The organism is Adlercreutzia mucosicola DSM 19490 (assembly GCF_000422625.1).
Lineage (GTDB): Bacteria > Actinomycetota > Coriobacteriia > Coriobacteriales > Eggerthellaceae > Adlercreutzia > Adlercreutzia mucosicola.
The window spans coordinates 187819-203754 of sequence record NZ_AUGK01000005.1 but is presented as its reverse complement, the minus strand read 5'-3'; the positions used below and the strand labels follow the sequence as shown (position 1 = coordinate 203754).

Genomic DNA, 15936 nt, shown 5'->3' with positions numbered 1-15936 from the left:
CCCTTGAACGCGGCCGCATTCGGCGGTGGTCCAGTAGGGGGCGACGGTTCGCTCCCGTGAACGAGCTCAACGAGCGGGCATCGAGGCGACGCGACCCCTATGGCGCGACGCGATGCCAACCGAGGTGGTACCGCGAGAGCCCTCTCTCGTCCTTGGGTTCCGGAGACGCGTCTCCGGCCAAGAACGAGAGAGGGCTTTTTCTGTTGGATGGAGAACGAGAAAGGCAGAGCAGCTATGGCAATTGCAGAGGAGCTTGCCGCCCTGCGCGAGCGTACCCTGGCCGACATCGCCGCCGCCGGCGATCTTGAGGCCCTCGACGCGGTGCGCGTGGCAGTGCTGGGCAAGGCCGGGAGCCTGACCGGCTATCTGCGGTCGATGGGATCGGTGGCGCCTGAGGAGCGCGCGTTTGTGGGCAAGGCCGTGAACGCGGCCCGCGTGGAGGTGGAGGAGGCCTTGGCCAGCGCCAAGGCGACTCTGGAGGCCGCGGCCCTGGCCGCCGCCATCGACGCGGGTGCTGTGGATGTGACGCTGCCGGGCCGCGCCCAGCAGATGGGCACGCGCCATTTAATCAACGGCATCGTGGACGAGATCTCCGACATCTTCATGGGCCTGGGCTACAAGGTGGTCGAGGGCACCGAGATCGAGACCGACTACTACAACTTCACGGCCCTGAACGCGCCGGCCGACCACCCGAGCCGCTCGATGCAGGACACCTTCTACGTGCGCGATCTGTCGGGCGATGCGGCCCGCGTGCGCGGAGAGTCCGACGTGCTGCTGCGCACCCAGACATCGGGCGTGCAGGTGCACACCATGGAGGACTGGGATCTGCCCATCTACATGATCGCCCCGGGCAAAGTGTACCGCCGCGATGTGGCCGACCCCTCGCACCTGCCGCAGTTCCACCAGGTGGAGGGCCTCGTCATCGACAAGGGCATTACCTTCGGCGACTTGAAGGGCACCCTGGACTATATGTGCAAGCAGCTGTTCGGCACCGAGCGCAAGACGCGCTTCCGCGCCCACTACTTCCCGTTCACCGAGCCCTCGGCCGAGGTGGACGTGAGCTGCGCGGTGTGCCACGGCGAGGGCTGCCGTATGTGCAAGCACACCGGCTGGCTGGAGATTCTCGGCTGCGGCATGGTGGATCCCAACGTGCTGTCCATGAGCGGCATCGATGCGGAGGTGTACTCCGGTTTCGCCTTCGGCATGGGCGTGGAGCGCATCGCCTGCCTGAAGTACGACGTGCCCGACCTGCGCATGCTGCTCGAGGGCGACATGCGCTTCCTGCGTCAGTTCTAGGAGAGGAGTGAGGCTATGAAGGTATCTTTGAAGTGGCTTTCCGAGTATACGCAGGTGCCGGGCGATTTGAAGGCGTTCTGCGACAAGCTCGATCTGACGGGCACGGGGGTGGAGGGTGTCGAGCAGACCGGCGAGGCCTTCGAGGGCGTGGTCGTGGGGCACGTGCTCACCTGTAAGCCCCATCCCGATTCCGACCACATGTCCGTGGTGACCGTGGACGTGGGCGCCGGCGAGCCGGTGCAGATCGTCTGCGGGGCGCCGAACATCGCGGCGGACATCTTGGTGCCCGTGGCCTGCGTGGGCGCGGTGCTGCCCGGCGATTTCAAGATCAAGAAGTCGAAGCTGCGCGGCGTCGTGAGCTGCGGCATGTGCTGCTCCCAGCGGGAGCTGGGCTTGGGATCGGACCATTCGGGCATCTGGATTTTGCCCGAGGACACGGCGGTGGGCACGCCCATCGCTGAGGTCATCGGCTCGGGCGACACGGTGCTCGATCTGGAGATCACCCCGAACCGACCCGACTGCCTGTCGATGGTGGGCATGGCCCGCGAGGTGGGCGCCATGTACCAGCAGCCGGTCGCCTACCCGCTCGCTGCCGACGTGGCGAAGCTGGCGGCCGTGACCGCCGGCGAGGACGTGGCCGCCTCGGTGACGGTGGACGTGGCCGATCCGGAGCGCTGCTGCCGCTACACCGCCCGCGTGATCGACAACGTGAAGGTGGGCCCGTCGCCTGATTGGCTCGCCGAGCGCGTGAGCGCGGCGGGGGGGCGCCCCATCAACAACGTGGTGGACGTGACCAACTACATCCTGTACCTGTACGGTCAGCCCCTCCATGCCTTCGACTACGATCTTCTGGCCGATGAGGACGGGCAGGTGCGCATCATCGTGCGCGGCGCTACCGAGGGCGAGTCGCTGACGACGCTCGACGAGGAGCAGCGCACCCTGACCGAGGATATGACGGTCATTGCCACGCCGCGGCGCGCCGTGGCCCTGGCCGGCGTGATGGGAGGCCTAGAGACCGAGGTGACCGAAGCGACCACCACGGTGCTGTTGGAGGCCGCCGACTTCTGCAACGGCCGCACCTCGCGCACGAGCCGCAACCTGAAGCTCATCTCCGAGTCGTCGATGCGCTACGAGCGCGGCGTGGACGAGAACCTGACCGAGCTGGTGTCCCAGGCTGCGGCGGCTCTGCTCGCCGAGGTGTCGGGCGGCACGGTGCGCCCTGGCGTGGTGGACGTCTACGGCGCGCCCGCCGCCGCCCGCGCGCTCACCTTCCGCATCGGGCGCTTCAATGCCATGATGGGCGCCGATATTCCCGCCGACTTCATCGAGGACATCCTCGTGCGCCTCGGCTGTGCCGTGGAGGCCACCGACGATGCCGACGTGCTGGCGGTTTCGGCTCCCACCTTCCGTCCCGACCTGGAGCGCGAGATCGACCTGTACGAGGAGGTGCTGCGCCTGTGGGGCATGGACCGCATCCCGCCCACCCTGCCCGGCGGACGCGAGCGCGTGGGCGCGCGCACGCCCGAGCAGGAGACGCTGCGCACCCTGAACGATACCCTGCGCGCCTCGGGCCTGAACGAGACCATGACCTACTCCTTCGCCGAGCCGGGCGACATCGAGCGCCTGCGCCTGCCCGCCGAGGGCCTCGGCCTGGCCGTGGAGCTGCTGAACCCGCTGAACGCCGACCAGTCGGTCATGCGCCAGTCCATCATCCCCGGGCTCTTGCGCTCGGTGGCCTACAATCAGAGCCGCAGCGTGAAGAACATCCAGCTCTACGAGATCGGCACGGTGTTTTCTGCCGCCGATGGCCGCAAGAAGGCCAAGGAGCGCAAGAAGCTGGCCGGCGTGCTGGCCGGCGCCATGGGCGATGACGGTTGGAACGTGCGCCCGGTGCCCTTCGACTTTTTCGATGGCAAGGGCGTGCTGGAGAACATCGCCCGCGAGCTGGCGTGCCCTAAGGTGCGCTTCAAGGCCCTTACGGCTGAGGAGGCCCCTCATCTGCAGCCGGGCCGCGCCGCCGAGATCATGGCCGACGGAGCCTCGCTCGGCTGGATCGGCGAGATTCACCCGCTTGTGGTGGAGGCATTCGGCGCCACGGCTCCGGTGGTGGCCTTCGAGCTGGACGTGAGCGGGCTTGTGCGCGTCGCGCGATCGGCCCGTCCCTACGTGGACGTGCCCACCTACCCGGCGGTGGCCATGGACCAGGCCTTCGTGGTGGGCGAGGACGTGACCCACGAGAAGATGCTGCAGGTGATGACCTCGGCCGGCGGCAAGCTGCTGGAATCGGTGGCCCTGTTCGACGTGTACCGCGACGAGGAGCGCGTGGGCGCCGGCAAGAAGTCGGTGGCCTACAGCTTCGTCTACCGGGCGCCGGACCGCACGCTGACAAGCGAGGAAGTGGAGAAGGTGCACGCCAAGCTCGTCTCCAAGGTGGAGAAGGCCACGGGCGCCGAGATTCGCGCTTAGAGTTTGCTCGGGCGGCCTGCGGCACCGCAGGCCGCCCGACGAGGATACCTTTGCAGAATAATGGGCGACCAGGGTTATGCCTGGCCGCTTTCTTTTGCGGGGAGGCCATCGAGGAAGGTGCGGGCCTCCTTGAACTGGCGGGTGAGTTCTTCCATGGGGTCGCGCCTTCGTTCTTGGGCGGCGACGGACTCGTCGGTGATGGCCATGGCGCAGGCCACGGCGTCGGTGTGGGTGAACGACAGCGAGATGGGGATCTCGCGGACGTTCTGCTCGCGGGCCACCTCGCGGGCGCGCCCGGTGAGTACCACGTAGGGGCGCCCTTTTGCAGTGCGGCGCACTTCCACGTCCAAGGGATGGATGCCGCCGGAAAAGCCGGTGCCCAGGGCCTTCAGCACGGCCTCCTTGGCGGCGAAGCGGGTGGCGTAGTGCACCTCGGGGTGGGCGTGCTCGTCGCAGTAGGCGCGCTCGGCGGCGGAGTAGATCTTCTCCACGAAGGCGGGGGAGCGCTTGATGATCTTGCGCATTCGCTCGATTTCCACGATGTCAACCCCGAGGCCCACGGACTCGTCGGGGATGGCCATGGACAGAGCGCCGTCCACAATGGCCTGGGATTTCTTGGAACGCGCCACGATGCCGCCTTTCGAATCGATAGATTTGCGATATATTCTAGCAAACTGCGGCGAGCCGGTGCGCGGCTGCCCGTGCAACGGTACAATAGACCGAATCATTTCAAAAGGAAGGGCGGCGCGCGGCCGCCGTTTGCGATAAGGAGTACAGGTATGTGCGGAATCGTCGGATACACGGGAGCTTCAGCGGCCGAGCCCATCTTGGTGGAGGGGCTCTCGCGCATGGAGTACCGCGGCTACGACTCGGCCGGCGTGGCTATTCAGCAGGGTGCGGCCATCGAGGTGGTCTGTCGTAAGGGCAAGGTGTCCGAGCTGGCCCATACCCTGGAGCACTTCGACTTCACCGGCACCTGCGGCATCGGGCACACCCGCTGGGCCACCCACGGCAAACCGAGCGAGGCCAACGCGCACCCCCACACCTCGTGCGCCGGGGATATCGCCGTGGTGCACAACGGCATCATCGAGAACTTCGCCGAGCTGCGCGAGGAGCTGATCGACCGCGGCCACCAGTTCAAGTCGGAGACCGACACCGAGGTGGTGGCCCATTTGGTGGAAGAGGCGTACCAGCGCATGCGCGCCGAGAACAGCGGCGACTTGCGCGCCGCGGTGGCCGAGGCCGTAGGGCGGCTGGTGGGCGCCTACGGTCTGGCCGTGATGGCCGACGGCGAGCCGGGCACCATCGTCACCTGTCGCAAGGATTCCCCCATCGTGGTGGGTCGTGGGCAGCAGGGCAGCTATGTGGCCAGCGACATCATCGCCATGATCGACGCCACCCGCGATGTGGTGGTGCTCGCCGACGACCAGATGGCGCGCCTGACCCCCGATGGCATCGAGTACTTCGATCTGGAGGGCAACGCCATCGTTCCCGAGGCGACCCATGTGGATTGGGACATCGATGTGGCCGAGAAGGGCGGGTACCCCGACTTCATGCTCAAGGAGATTCACGAGCAGCCCCGGGTCATCCGCGACACCTTGGCCGGCCGCCTGTCCGGCGGGTCCCTCGTCATCGACGAGCTGGACATGACCGCTGAGGAGCTGAACCTCATCGACCGCGTCTACGTGATCGCCTGCGGCACCTCCTACCACGCCGGCCTCATCGCCAAGAACCTCATCGAGGGCTGGGCCCGCATCCCCTGCGAGGTGGAGGTGGCCAGCGAGTTCCGCTACCGCAACCCCATCATCACGCCGACCACGCTGGTGGTGGCCGTGTCCCAGTCCGGCGAGACGGCCGACACCCTGGCCGCCATCCGCGACGCCCGCGTGAAGGGCGCGAAGGTGTTCGGCATCACCAACGTGGTGGGAAGCCCCGTGGCCCGCGAGTCCGACGGCGTCATCTACACCAAGGCCAACAAGGAGATCGCCGTGGCCTCCACGAAGAGCTTCCTGGGCCAGGTGGTGTCCCTCACGCTGCTGGCCATGCTGCTGGGGCAGTCCGCCGGCGAGCTGACGACGGCCCAGATCAAGCTGCTGTTCAGCGAGCTGGCCGACACCGCCGAGCAGGTGGAGCGCATCCTGGCCGATTGCGGCCCGGCCGTGGAAGAGGCTGCCCGGGCCATGATGGATGCGCAAAGCGCGCTCTTCATCGGCCGCGGCATGGGGGCCGCCGCCTCCTACGAGGGCGCGCTCAAGTTGAAGGAGATCAGCTACCTGCACGCCGAGGCCTATGCCGCCGGCGAGATGAAGCACGGTCCCATCGCCCTTATCGACGAGAACTTCCCCGTCATCGCCATCGCCACGAAGAGCGCCGTCTACGACAAGGTGGTGTCGAACTTGCAGGAGTCCCGCGCCCGCGGGGCCCGCATTATCGCTGTGGCCACGGAGGGCGACGAGGACATCGTCAAGCACGCCGACCACGTGATCTACATTCCGAAGGTACGTGACACCTTCAGCCCCATCACCGCCAGCGTGCCCCTGCAGCTTCTGGCCCGCGAGGTGGCCGTGCTGCGCGGCTGCGACGTGGACCAGCCCCGCAACCTGGCCAAATCGGTCACGGTGGAATAACCGGCCCTTCGGCCTGCGGCGACCATGAGGCAGCGATTCGACTCCCGCGCCATCTTCGCGGCCGTGGCGGCCGTGGTCGCTGTGCTGGCCGTGGTGGTCATCGTCACGGGCCTGCGCTACTTCTCCACCATCCACGAACTGGTGGTGCAGGCCGACTCCATCATGCCCAACGACGAGGCCGAGGGCGCCGCCATCGTGCGGGTCACGGCCCGCATGGTGGCCATTTTGGTGGGGTCCATCCTGCTGGCCGTGGGCGCCATCGCCGCGCTTTTAGTGTACCGCAGCCGCCGCGAGCGCCGCGGCGAGCGCTACGTACAGAACATCTATCGGGTGATCGGCGCCAACATCGACACGGCCATCTTCATTGTGGACCGCGCCGACAACGTGGTGGAGGCGGTGTTCGAGAACATCCAGGACATCCTGGGGGTGCCGGCGACGAAGTTCTTCGCCGTCGACGACCTGTCTTCTAACGAGGCCTACGCGAAGGTGGCCGCCATCGTGCATTCCGGGGCGCCCGATGAGCGCCACCTGTGGGAGTTCCAGTGCTTCAACAGCGCCTTCGGGCGCAACATGTGGCTGCGCATCACCAGCCAGCCGGTGATGCTCGACGGCGACGAGAAGGTGATCTACTCGCTGGTGGACGTGACGGCGGACTACGATATCCGCCAGAAGCTCATGGACTCCGTGGCCGCCGCCGAGGAGGCGAACCGCGCCAAGAGCCATTTCCTCTCGTCGATGAGCCACGACATCCGCACGCCCATGAACGCCATCTTGGGCTTCTCCACCCTGATCGACCGCGATGCGGAGAATCCGGAGGCGGTACGGGAGTACAACCGCAAGATCGCCACGTCGGGCCAGCATCTGCTGGGGCTGATCAACGACGTGCTGGACATGTCGAAGATCGAATCGGGCAAGACCACCCTGGCCGCGGCCGAGTTCCGCCTGCCCGAGGTGGTGGCCAGCGTGGAGGCCATGATGCGGCCCCAGACCAATGCCAAGCACCAGACGTTCACCGTGGAGGTGACCGGCATCACCCACGAGGCCCTGGTGGGCGACGAGGGGCGGCTGCGCCAGATTCTCATGAACGTGCTGTCCAACGCCATGAAGTACACCCCCGACGGCGGCAGCATCCTGTTTCGCATCGACGGGTCGCTCAAGCGCCGCGGCAGCCTGCAGCATCTGCGCATCATCGTGAAGGATACGGGCATCGGCATGTCGCCGGACTACCTGGCCACGATCTTCGACTCGTTCTCGCGGGAGGAGTCGAGCCTGACCAACAAGATCCAGGGCACCGGGCTCGGCATGGCCATCACGAAGAACCTCGTCGACCTCATGGGCGGCACCATTACCGTGGAGAGCGCCCTGGGCGCCGGCTCCACCTTCATCATCGATCTGGACTTCCCGCCGGCGGATGAGTCGGCCGGGACGGGGGTGGAAGGGGCGCCCGCGCCGGTGGAGGTGGACGCCGATGCGGCCCTGGGCGGGCGGCACTTTTTGGTAGCCGAGGACAACGACCTGAATGCCGAGATCATCGCGGCCATTCTGGGTATGCACGGGGCCACCTGCGAGATCGCCGAGAACGGCCAAGCGGCGGTGGAGAAGTTCGCCGCGTCGCGGCCCGGCACCTTCGACATGATCTTCATGGACGTGCAGATGCCGGTGATGAACGGGCACGAGGCGGCCCGGGCCATCCGCGCCCTTGAGCGGGAAGACGCGCGGGACATCCCCATCATTGCCATGACGGCCAACGCCTTTGCCGAGGACGAGCGGGAGGCTTTGGCCGCCGGCATGAACGCGCACGTGGCCAAGCCCATCGACTTGAAGACGCTGGCCCGGACGGTGGCGGGGCTGACTTACTGCTCCTGAATGCCGGCCGCGGCGGGGGCCGCGAGGGCGCGCACGGCGGCGGGAAGGAAGTCGGCCAGGTCGTCGGCGGTGACGCAGAGGGCCGAGAGCGCCGCCTCGGCGGCCCGGCCGGCCTCGGCGTGGAGGGCGCAGCCGAGGGCCGCGGCGTCGACGGGGGAAAGGCCCTGGGCCAAAAGCGCGCCGATGATGCCGGCGAGCACATCGCCGGTGCCGGCCTTCGCCAAGGCCGCCGTGCCGCGATCCATCACTTCGACGTTGCCCCGCGTATCGGCGATATAGGTGCGCGGGCCCTTGAGGGCCACCGTGGCGCCGTAGGCCCGGGCCAGGGCCGCGGCCAGGGCGGGAGCGTCCCTGTCGGGGGCCAACGACGCCGCCGCGGCCAGGCGCGCGGCCTCGCCGCCGTGGGGCGTGAGCACAAGCGGGCGACCCTTCGCGGCCCGCTCGGCGGCCAGCCGCAGGCCCGTGGGGCTGGCCAGCAGCCCCAAGGCGCCCCCATCCACGAGCAGCGGGGCCTCCCAGGCACGCAGAGTCTCCATGAGCAGGCTGGCGGTAGCGCCGCCCTCGGCGGTATCGAACCCGCAGCCGATGACGCAGGCCCGGGGATGCTCGCCGCTTCCGCCCCCGCGCGACGGGCGGCCCGGGTGCCAGGCGCGCCAGTCGCGCGCCACGAGGGAGGGGCGGTGGCCCCGCACCGTGAGCAGGGCCTTCCCCGCGCAGAACACCTCGGTGTAGCCGGCCCCGGCGCGGGTGGCGCCGTCGGCGGCCAGGCAGGCGGCGCCAGGGTAGGCAGCCGAGCCCGCGACGAGGGAGAGGTGGCCGCGGCGGTACTTGTTGGTGTCGGCGGCGGGGAAGGGCAGCAGGGCCGCCAGGGAGGCGTTGGGGCGCGATGGTGCGACGGGTACGGTCATAGGATCTCCTTCGGGCGGCGGCGAAGCGCGGGGCGGATGCGGGCGGCCCCTCCGGGGGGGGGCGGCATCGCTTGCCGAGACGGCGCCCCGGCACCTTCCTCGCTTTCCGCCCAACGCCCCGCTTACGGGGCGCAATCCGGTTAGCAACGGGCGGCCGACCTGCGATGCGGGTGCGCGTCGCGCTTCTAGAATGTATGCCGTCATAGTATACAGCCAGGGTTAAGGAGCGTGGTAGCTATGGATATCAAGACGGGACGCAATTGGGGGCTGTTCGCCGCGGGCATCGCCCTTGTGCTAATCGGATTCGTGTTGCTGATGGTGCCGGGGCTGACCCTGGTCGCCGTGGCGGCCGTCGCCGGCTGCATGCTTTTGGCCGCGGGCATCGTAGACGGTTACGCCTACTTCAAGTACCGCAAGGCCGAGGGCGTGACCGGCTGGGCTTTAGCCTATGCGGTGTGCGACGTTATCTTGGGTGTGCTGTTCATCGTGCATCCGCTGGTGTCGTCGGTGGTGATCCCGTGGGTGCTCGGCGTCTTCGTGATGGCCTACGGCATCTTCGAGATCGTGGCGGCCATTCGCCTCGACCGCGACCTGCCCGGTTGGGGCTGGGTGCTGTTCACCGGCATCGCGTCGCTTCTGTGCGGCTTCGCCTTTATCGTGGCGCCGGGCACCTTCGCGCTGTTCCTCGGGTTCTTCCTCATGGTGCGCGGCGTGCAGATGGCCGTGTGGGGCGTCACCATGCCCCGTGCCACCGTGCGCATCGTCCACAACCACTAGGCGCGGCGCCGGCCCGCGCGGCCGCCTGTCGCGTGGTACTATAGGCAATGCGAATGTTCGGGGCCCGGATTCGTCCGGGCCCCTTTTTGACGGAAGGAATGCACCATGACCCAAGGTCAGGACTCGCTGTTTTCCGCGGACGATCCGGCGGCCCGCATCGCCGCTCTGCGCCGCGAGATCGAGCACCACAGCTACCAGTACTATGCCCTGGACAACCCCACCATCTCGGACGGGGCCTTCGACTCGCTCATGGCCGACCTGCGCGCCTTGGAGGCGGCCCATCCCGAGCTGGTCACGCCGGACTCGCCGACCCAGCGCGTGGGCGGATACGTGGGCGAGCAGTTCGCGCCCGTGGTGCACGAGCAGCGCATGTACTCCCTGGACAACGCCATGGACCTAGGCGAGCTGGACGCGTGGATGGAGCGGGTGCGCGAAGCCTGTGGGGGAAGCTTGCCGCCACTGTGCTGCGAGCTGAAGATCGACGGCAGCTCCATCGCGCTCACCTACGAGGACGGCCTGCTCGTGCGGGCGGCCACCCGCGGCGACGGCACCACGGGCGAGGACGTGACCGTGAACATGCGCACCGTGCGCGATGTGCCCCTGCGCCTGCGCGAGGAGGCCCGGGCCGCCATCGCGCCCGGCACCGACGCGCTTGAGCTGCGCGGCGAGGTGTACATGCCCAAGAAGAGCTTCGAGCTGCTGAACGCCGCCGCCGTCAGCGACGGGCGCCAGCCCTTCGCCAACCCCCGCAACGCCGCCGCCGGCTCGCTGCGCCAGAAGGACGCGCGCATCACCCAGAGCCGCGACCTGTCCACCTTCATGTACGCCATCGCCGACGAGCGCGCCCTGACCGTCGACGGCCAGTGGGAGCTGCTCCAGTGGCTGCGCGAGGCGGGCTTCCACGTGAACCCCGACGTGAGGCTGTGCGAGAGCGCCGAGGAGGTGCGCGACTTCTGTCGTACGGCTATCGAGCGGCGCGACGCGCTTCCCTACGAGATCGACGGCGTGGTGGTGAAGGTGAACGCGTTTTCCCGCCAGCGGGCCTTAGGCTTCACCGCCCGGGCTCCGCGCTGGGCCATCGCCTTCAAGTTCCCGCCCGAGGAGAAGACCACGCTTCTGCGCGACATCACCGTGCAAGTGGGCCGCACCGGGGCGCTCACGCCGGTGGCCGAGCTGGAGCCGGTGGTGGTGGCCGGGTCCACCGTGGCCCGGGCGACGCTGCACAACTTGGACGAGGTGCATCGCAAGGACGTGCGCGTCGGCGACACCGTGATCGTGCGGAAGGCCGGTGATGTGATTCCCGAGGTGCTGGGCCCGGTGCTGTCGCTGCGCAGTCCCGAGGCGCGCCTGTGGGAGATGCCGAGCGTGTGTCCCAGCTGCGGCAGCCCCGTGGTGCGCGACGCGGGCGAGGTGGCCTTCCGCTGCATCTCCATCGACTGCCCGGCCCAGGCCCTGGAGCGACTGCTGCACTGGGCGAGCCGCGGGGCTCTGGACATCGACGGCATGGGGGAGGAGATCGTCTCCCGTTTGGTGGAGAGCGGGCGCGTGTCGGATGTGGCCGACTACTATTCTTTGAGCGAAGAGGAGCTGGCCTCTTTGGACATGGGCCGCGTGAAGGCCGATGGCGAGCCGGTGCGCCTGGGGCATACCGTGGCCAAGAAGCTCGTGGCCGCCATCGAGGCCTCGAAGGGGCGTCCCTTCGCGCGGATGCTGTTCGGCTTGGGCATCCGGCACGTGGGCAAGACCACGGCCGAGGCCATCGCGAGCGTTTTGCGCACCATGGACGCCCTAGCGGCGGCTGGCGAAGACGAGCTGGCCGCCATCGACGGCGTGGGCCCGAAGATCGCCCACGGCCTGTGGCTGTTCATGCGCACCCCCGACAACCTCTCGGTGATCGAGCGCCTGCGCGCCGCCGGCGTGACCATGGCCGAAAAGGACTTGGAGCCCGGCGAGGTGGTGCCCCAGGTGCTGGCGGGGCTCACCTTCGTGCTGACGGGCACTTTGGCGGCCTCCGGCATGACCCGGGATGCGGCCGCCTCGCGCCTGAAGGCCATGGGAGCGAAGGTGTCCGGCTCGGTGTCGAAGAAGACGAGCTTCGTTGTGGCCGGCGAGGCGGCGGGCTCGAAGTACGACAAGGCCGTGAGCCTGGGCGTGCCGGTGCTGGACGAGGCAGCGCTTTTGCACCTGCTGGAGACGGGCGAAGTGCCGCGCGAGGTGTAGGGGTGCGGGCCGCGCACCCCGGGTGAGGCGCGATCGTTGACCATATCAGTCAGAGAAACGCCCTTGACCAGGGCGTTTCCTGTTGGTCGTGAAGATGTTGCGGAGGCGTCATGAACGGCTTGCGAATCTGAGGTGGCGAAGCTGCGAAGTGAACGTGGGCGGCTTGTCGGCATCTCGCGCGCCCCTTGTGGAGGGCCTTGGAATGGCCGCGGGCGTCTTTTAGACTCGCCGCCATGGTTATTTACAGAGACGTTTTCAAGCAGGTCCGCGCCTTGACGCTCGCCTGCGCCCTTTCCGCCGCCGTCGTGGTTTCGGCTCCTTGCGAGGCCCGTGCCGATGAGACGCCCGCGGAAAGCCCCTTCTCTCAGATCGGCACCTTTGCCGACGAGATCAAAGACTACGTGGGCTCGCTGGCCGATGCGGCCAACGAGCGCGCCGCCGAGCGCGAGCGGGCCGGCCGTCGGGAGGCGGTGATTGGCACGGCCATGGATTTGCGCGGCGTGCCCTACGTGTACGGCGGCACCACGCCGTCGGGCTTCGACTGCTCGGGATTTACCCGCTGGGTGTACGAGCAGGCCTTAGGTATCGAGTTGCCCCGCACGGCCGCCGAGCAGAGCGCGATGGGCGAGAGCGTGCCCATGGACGGGCTCATGCCCGGCGACCTGCTGTTCTGGGGCTCGGGCTCGGGGGTCTACCATGTGGCCATCTACGCGGGCGACGGGGAGTACATCCACGCCTCCACGGGACGGGGGCAGATCGTGCGCCAGACCATGGAGTACTTCGTGCCCGACTTCGCCAAGCGCCTGATCGCCTAGGGGCGCGCCGCCGGCTTCCATGGCGTCTCGGCGGCTGCCGGCCCCTTGGCTTTCACGGGCCGCCTTGAATCAGGCTTCAAGGGACGTTTTCCCAATCAATGACCCCGTTTATCAGCGAAAACGGCGCGCTGCCGAGAGATTTTCACTTTTTACAAATTCGCCATTTTCGGGGCAGCGAGGCTTCAAATTGCGGGAAAATGCCAGTTCAGTAACTGGTTTACCTTGTATGTGGCGAGTGGTTGCGCGCTCTTTCCCCGCGTGAACTGCGCTTTAAGGGCGCTTCTTGTTCTAGACTTGTCGGTCAGTGGGGGTATAATGCAGGCTTCCAGACAAAATTGTCTTGGTTCGGTGTACCTCGCAGTAGGTGCGCCTTGGGAGACCTGAGAGACCGAAGGAGACGCGATGACCTCATCAAAGAACGCAGTGTCGCTTTTGACGGCTGCTGCCTTGGTCGTTGCCCCGGTGGGCGGCGTTGCCGCGACATATCAAACTGGCTACGCTGACGACGGCGAGGGCAACAACATCCGCACCGAGGGCGGCGCTCCGCTGCCGAAGAGCTACGAGGAACTCGTCAACCGCATCAACGGCGGCGAGCGCTTCACCTTGGCCGATCTGGAGCTGATGAAGGCTAACGGCGTCTTCACCGACGAGGCCCAGTACGTTGAGATGAAGGCGCTGATCGAGCGCGGTCCGGCGGCGGCCGAGACGGCTCCCGAGCCCGAGACTGCTCCCGCGCCGGTCGAGACCGAGGCGCCGGCCGAAGATGCGGCGCCCGAGGCCGAGCCTCCCGTTGCCGAGATGCCCGACGGCACTGACGGCTCTGCGACGCCCGAGGCGCCTTCTGAGGGCGCCGGCACCGACGGGGGCCCGTCGAACGAGGGCGCGGACGTGCCGCCCACCGACGGCGCCGAAGGGGAGGGGACTGACGTTCCCGACGCCGGTACCGACGAGACGCTGCCCCCCGCCGAACCCGAGGTTCCGGGTGCGCCGGGCGAGGGCGACGGCACGGTGGATCCCGACGAGGGGGATACGGGCGAGGTGGTCGATTACGGCACTATGTTGCCGTGGACGAACCTCGATCTGACGGGGGATAAGCTGAAGGAGCTCTTGGTTGCCCAGGGCGTTCCCGCCGACCGCATCCTTATCGTGGAGGTGGAGAGCGAGACGGCGGCCCCCGGTGCGGTGATGAGCACCGACCCGGCGCCCGGCCAGCCCATCGATCTGAGCGATCCGGCCCGCAACGTGACGATCACCGTGGCCAAGGCCCCCGCCGAGGAGCCCACGCCCCCGGTGGTGGATCCCGATCCGGGCGACGCCGATCCGGCTGATCCCGCGCCGAAGCCCGACAACCCCGCGCCCGACAATCCCGTGGACGAGGGCATCCAGAAGCCCGGCCTCGACGGGGCCGGCGGGGTGACCGATTCCAGTCATACGGCGGCCGTGAACAAGGGCCAGGCCCAGACGCCGCTGAAGCAGGTGGCCGTCACGGTGCCCTCCATCTCGTTCACCCATATGGATAACTCGTCCTACGTGGCCCGTCACTACAGCGAGGATCTTACCACCGAGAAGTTCATCTCGCTCGTGGGCGAACCGGCGCGCCATATCGCCGCCGACAGCGACCTGTACGCCTCGGTGATGATCGCCCAGGCTATTCTGGAGTCCGCCTCGGGCAACTCCACCCTGGCCCAGGCGCCGAACAACAACCTGTTCGGCATCAAGGGCACCTACAAGGGCAACTCCGTGCAGCTGCCCACCCGCGAGGACGACGGCTCTGGCGCCACCTACACCATTATGGCCGACTTCCGCCAGTACGAGACCGTGGAGGACTCGCTGTCGGACTACGCCGACCTCTTGAGCAACTCCATGGGCGACTTCTACGCCGGTGCGCGCAAGTCGAACACCGACTCGTTCGTGGACGCCTGCGATTTTCTGGTGGGGCGCTATGCCACCGACATCTTCTATTCCGAGAAGCTGCAGGATCTCATCGAGACCTACGACCTGACCCGCTTCGACGTGCCGCTCACCTACGAGCTGACCGAGACTTTCGTGATGCCGGTGAAGGACGAGGTGACGGGTTTGGATCTGTACCTCGATCCGGTGGCCGACAAGACCGAGTACGACGCGCTCGTGGCCGAGTACCGGGACTATGTGGCCTCTACCCAGGAGTACCAGCAGGCCCTGGCCCGCTGGGAAGAGCAGATGGCCCGCGCGGAGGATCTGTACCACGTGCCGGTGTACCTGGAGAAGCCCGCCACGCCCGCGGCCGATACGGCGATGCAGCAGCACCAGAACGCCATCGATGCCGAGCGCTTCGCCGACTTCGATAAGCTGATTGCCGCAGGCGCCCCCCTGCCCGTGCGCGAGGCCCGCACTCTGAACGACCTCACGGCGTTGGCGAACTCCTTCTTGGGCGTGCCCTACCTGTGGGGGGGCACCACGCCGGCCGGCTTCGACTGCTCGGGTCTGGTGCAGTACTGCTACCGCGAGGTGTTCAACATCGAGCTGCCCCGCACCACCTACTACCAGTGCGAGGTGGGCGAGGAGGTGCCCTTCGAGGAGCTGCTTCCCGGCGACCTGCTGTTCTTCGACGACGGCGGTGATGTGCACCACGTGGCGATGTACCTGGGCGACGGCTACTACGTGGAGGCGCCGCACACCGGCGATGTGGTGAAGATCACCGCCATGAACGATAAGCTGCCCGACTTCGCCAAGCGCATCGTGCAGAGCCGCGACATCGACCTGTCCGAGTACAGCGACGAGCAGCTGTCCATGTTCGTGGAGCGCGAGAAGTACCTCCAGGAACGCGAGCAGCGCCTGGGCGTGAGCGACGAAGCCCTCGAAGAACTCACCGAATGGCTCCAGGGCCTCGAGTTCTAGGGCCGCGGGCGTGCATTCTCGTTTATACTAGCTTGTGTGATTGTATCTTTGCGACATTTTGCGGTGCTGGGCCTGATTGCCTTC

10 protein-coding genes are annotated in these 15936 nt (G+C 67.5%); 8 read left to right on the top strand and 2 right to left on the bottom strand.

Features of this window, described 5'->3' with window-relative positions; genetic code table 11:
• The first annotated feature begins 234 nt into the window (after positions 1-234).
• Both pheS and pheT read left to right on the top strand, forming a co-directional pair.
• The gene (gene pheS / locus G503_RS0103535) at positions 235-1296 is read left to right on the top strand and encodes a phenylalanine--tRNA ligase subunit alpha (protein ID WP_028026492.1); all 1062 of its coding nucleotides are present in this window, start codon (positions 235-237) and stop codon (positions 1294-1296) included.
• A gap of 15 nt (positions 1297-1311) precedes the next feature.
• Positions 1312-3762 (top strand): phenylalanine--tRNA ligase subunit beta, encoded by a 2451-nt coding sequence (gene pheT / locus G503_RS0103530; RefSeq protein WP_028026491.1) that lies wholly within the window; start codon positions 1312-1314, stop codon positions 3760-3762.
• 74 nt (positions 3763-3836) lie between these two features.
• Here pheT and acpS read toward each other — a convergent pair whose 3' ends face one another.
• Positions 3837-4391, bottom strand: a complete 555-nt coding sequence (gene acpS, locus G503_RS0103525) for a holo-ACP synthase (protein ID WP_235715481.1) — start codon at positions 4389-4391, stop codon at positions 3837-3839.
• Positions 4392-4541: 150 nt separating this feature from the next.
• Between acpS and glmS the strand changes: the two genes are divergently transcribed.
• Entirely contained in the window at positions 4542-6389 is a 1848-nt protein-coding gene (gene glmS / locus G503_RS0103520; RefSeq protein ID WP_028026489.1) for a glutamine--fructose-6-phosphate transaminase (isomerizing), read from the top strand.
• Positions 6390-6413: 24 nt separating this feature from the next.
• Positions 6414-8255: an ATP-binding protein gene (locus tag G503_RS13505; protein ID WP_051190875.1), complete on the top strand. Its 1842-nt coding sequence runs from the start codon at positions 6414-6416 to the stop codon at positions 8253-8255.
• Here G503_RS13505 and G503_RS13500 read toward each other — a convergent pair.
• Positions 8243-9163, bottom strand: a complete 921-nt coding sequence (locus G503_RS13500) for an NAD(P)H-hydrate dehydratase (protein ID WP_051190874.1) — start codon at positions 9161-9163, stop codon at positions 8243-8245. The genes G503_RS13505 and G503_RS13500 overlap by 13 nt on opposite strands.
• Before the next feature lie 237 nt (positions 9164-9400).
• Between G503_RS13500 and G503_RS13495 the strand changes: the two genes are divergently transcribed.
• From G503_RS13495 to G503_RS15485, 4 genes are all read left to right on the top strand, one after another.
• Positions 9401-9940, top strand: coding sequence for an HdeD family acid-resistance protein (locus G503_RS13495; RefSeq protein ID WP_051190873.1), 540 nt, complete (start codon positions 9401-9403; stop codon positions 9938-9940).
• 105 nt (positions 9941-10045) lie between these two features.
• Complete coding sequence (gene ligA / locus G503_RS13490; RefSeq protein WP_035021617.1) at positions 10046-12160, top strand: NAD-dependent DNA ligase LigA; 2115 nt, start codon at positions 10046-10048, stop codon at positions 12158-12160.
• A gap of 272 nt (positions 12161-12432) precedes the next feature.
• Positions 12433-12975 (top strand): C40 family peptidase, encoded by a 543-nt coding sequence (locus G503_RS13485; RefSeq protein ID WP_051190872.1) that lies wholly within the window; start codon positions 12433-12435, stop codon positions 12973-12975.
• Positions 12976-13377: 402 nt separating this feature from the next.
• The gene (locus G503_RS15485; RefSeq protein WP_051190871.1) at positions 13378-15852 is read left to right on the top strand and encodes a glucosaminidase domain-containing protein; all 2475 of its coding nucleotides are present in this window, start codon (positions 13378-13380) and stop codon (positions 15850-15852) included.
• The last annotated feature ends 84 nt before the right edge of the window (positions 15853-15936 follow it).

Bases quoted from the DNA above. Each gene is read 5' to 3' on its own strand.
- pheS (WP_028026492.1), top strand. From the start codon at position 235: ATGGCAATTGCAGAGGAGCTTGCCGCCCTGCGCGAGCGTACCCTGGCC.
- G503_RS13500 (WP_051190874.1), bottom strand. From the start codon at position 9,163: ATGACCGTACCCGTCGCACCATCGCGCCCCAACGCCTCCCTGGCGGCC.
- G503_RS15485 (WP_051190871.1), top strand. From the start codon at position 13,378: ATGACCTCATCAAAGAACGCAGTGTCGCTTTTGACGGCTGCTGCCTTG.
- glmS (WP_028026489.1), top strand. From the start codon at position 4,542: ATGTGCGGAATCGTCGGATACACGGGAGCTTCAGCGGCCGAGCCCATC.
- pheT (WP_028026491.1), top strand. From the start codon at position 1,312: ATGAAGGTATCTTTGAAGTGGCTTTCCGAGTATACGCAGGTGCCGGGC.
- G503_RS13495 (WP_051190873.1), top strand. From the start codon at position 9,401: ATGGATATCAAGACGGGACGCAATTGGGGGCTGTTCGCCGCGGGCATC.
- G503_RS13505 (WP_051190875.1), top strand. From the start codon at position 6,414: ATGAGGCAGCGATTCGACTCCCGCGCCATCTTCGCGGCCGTGGCGGCC.
- ligA (WP_035021617.1), top strand. From the start codon at position 10,046: ATGACCCAAGGTCAGGACTCGCTGTTTTCCGCGGACGATCCGGCGGCC.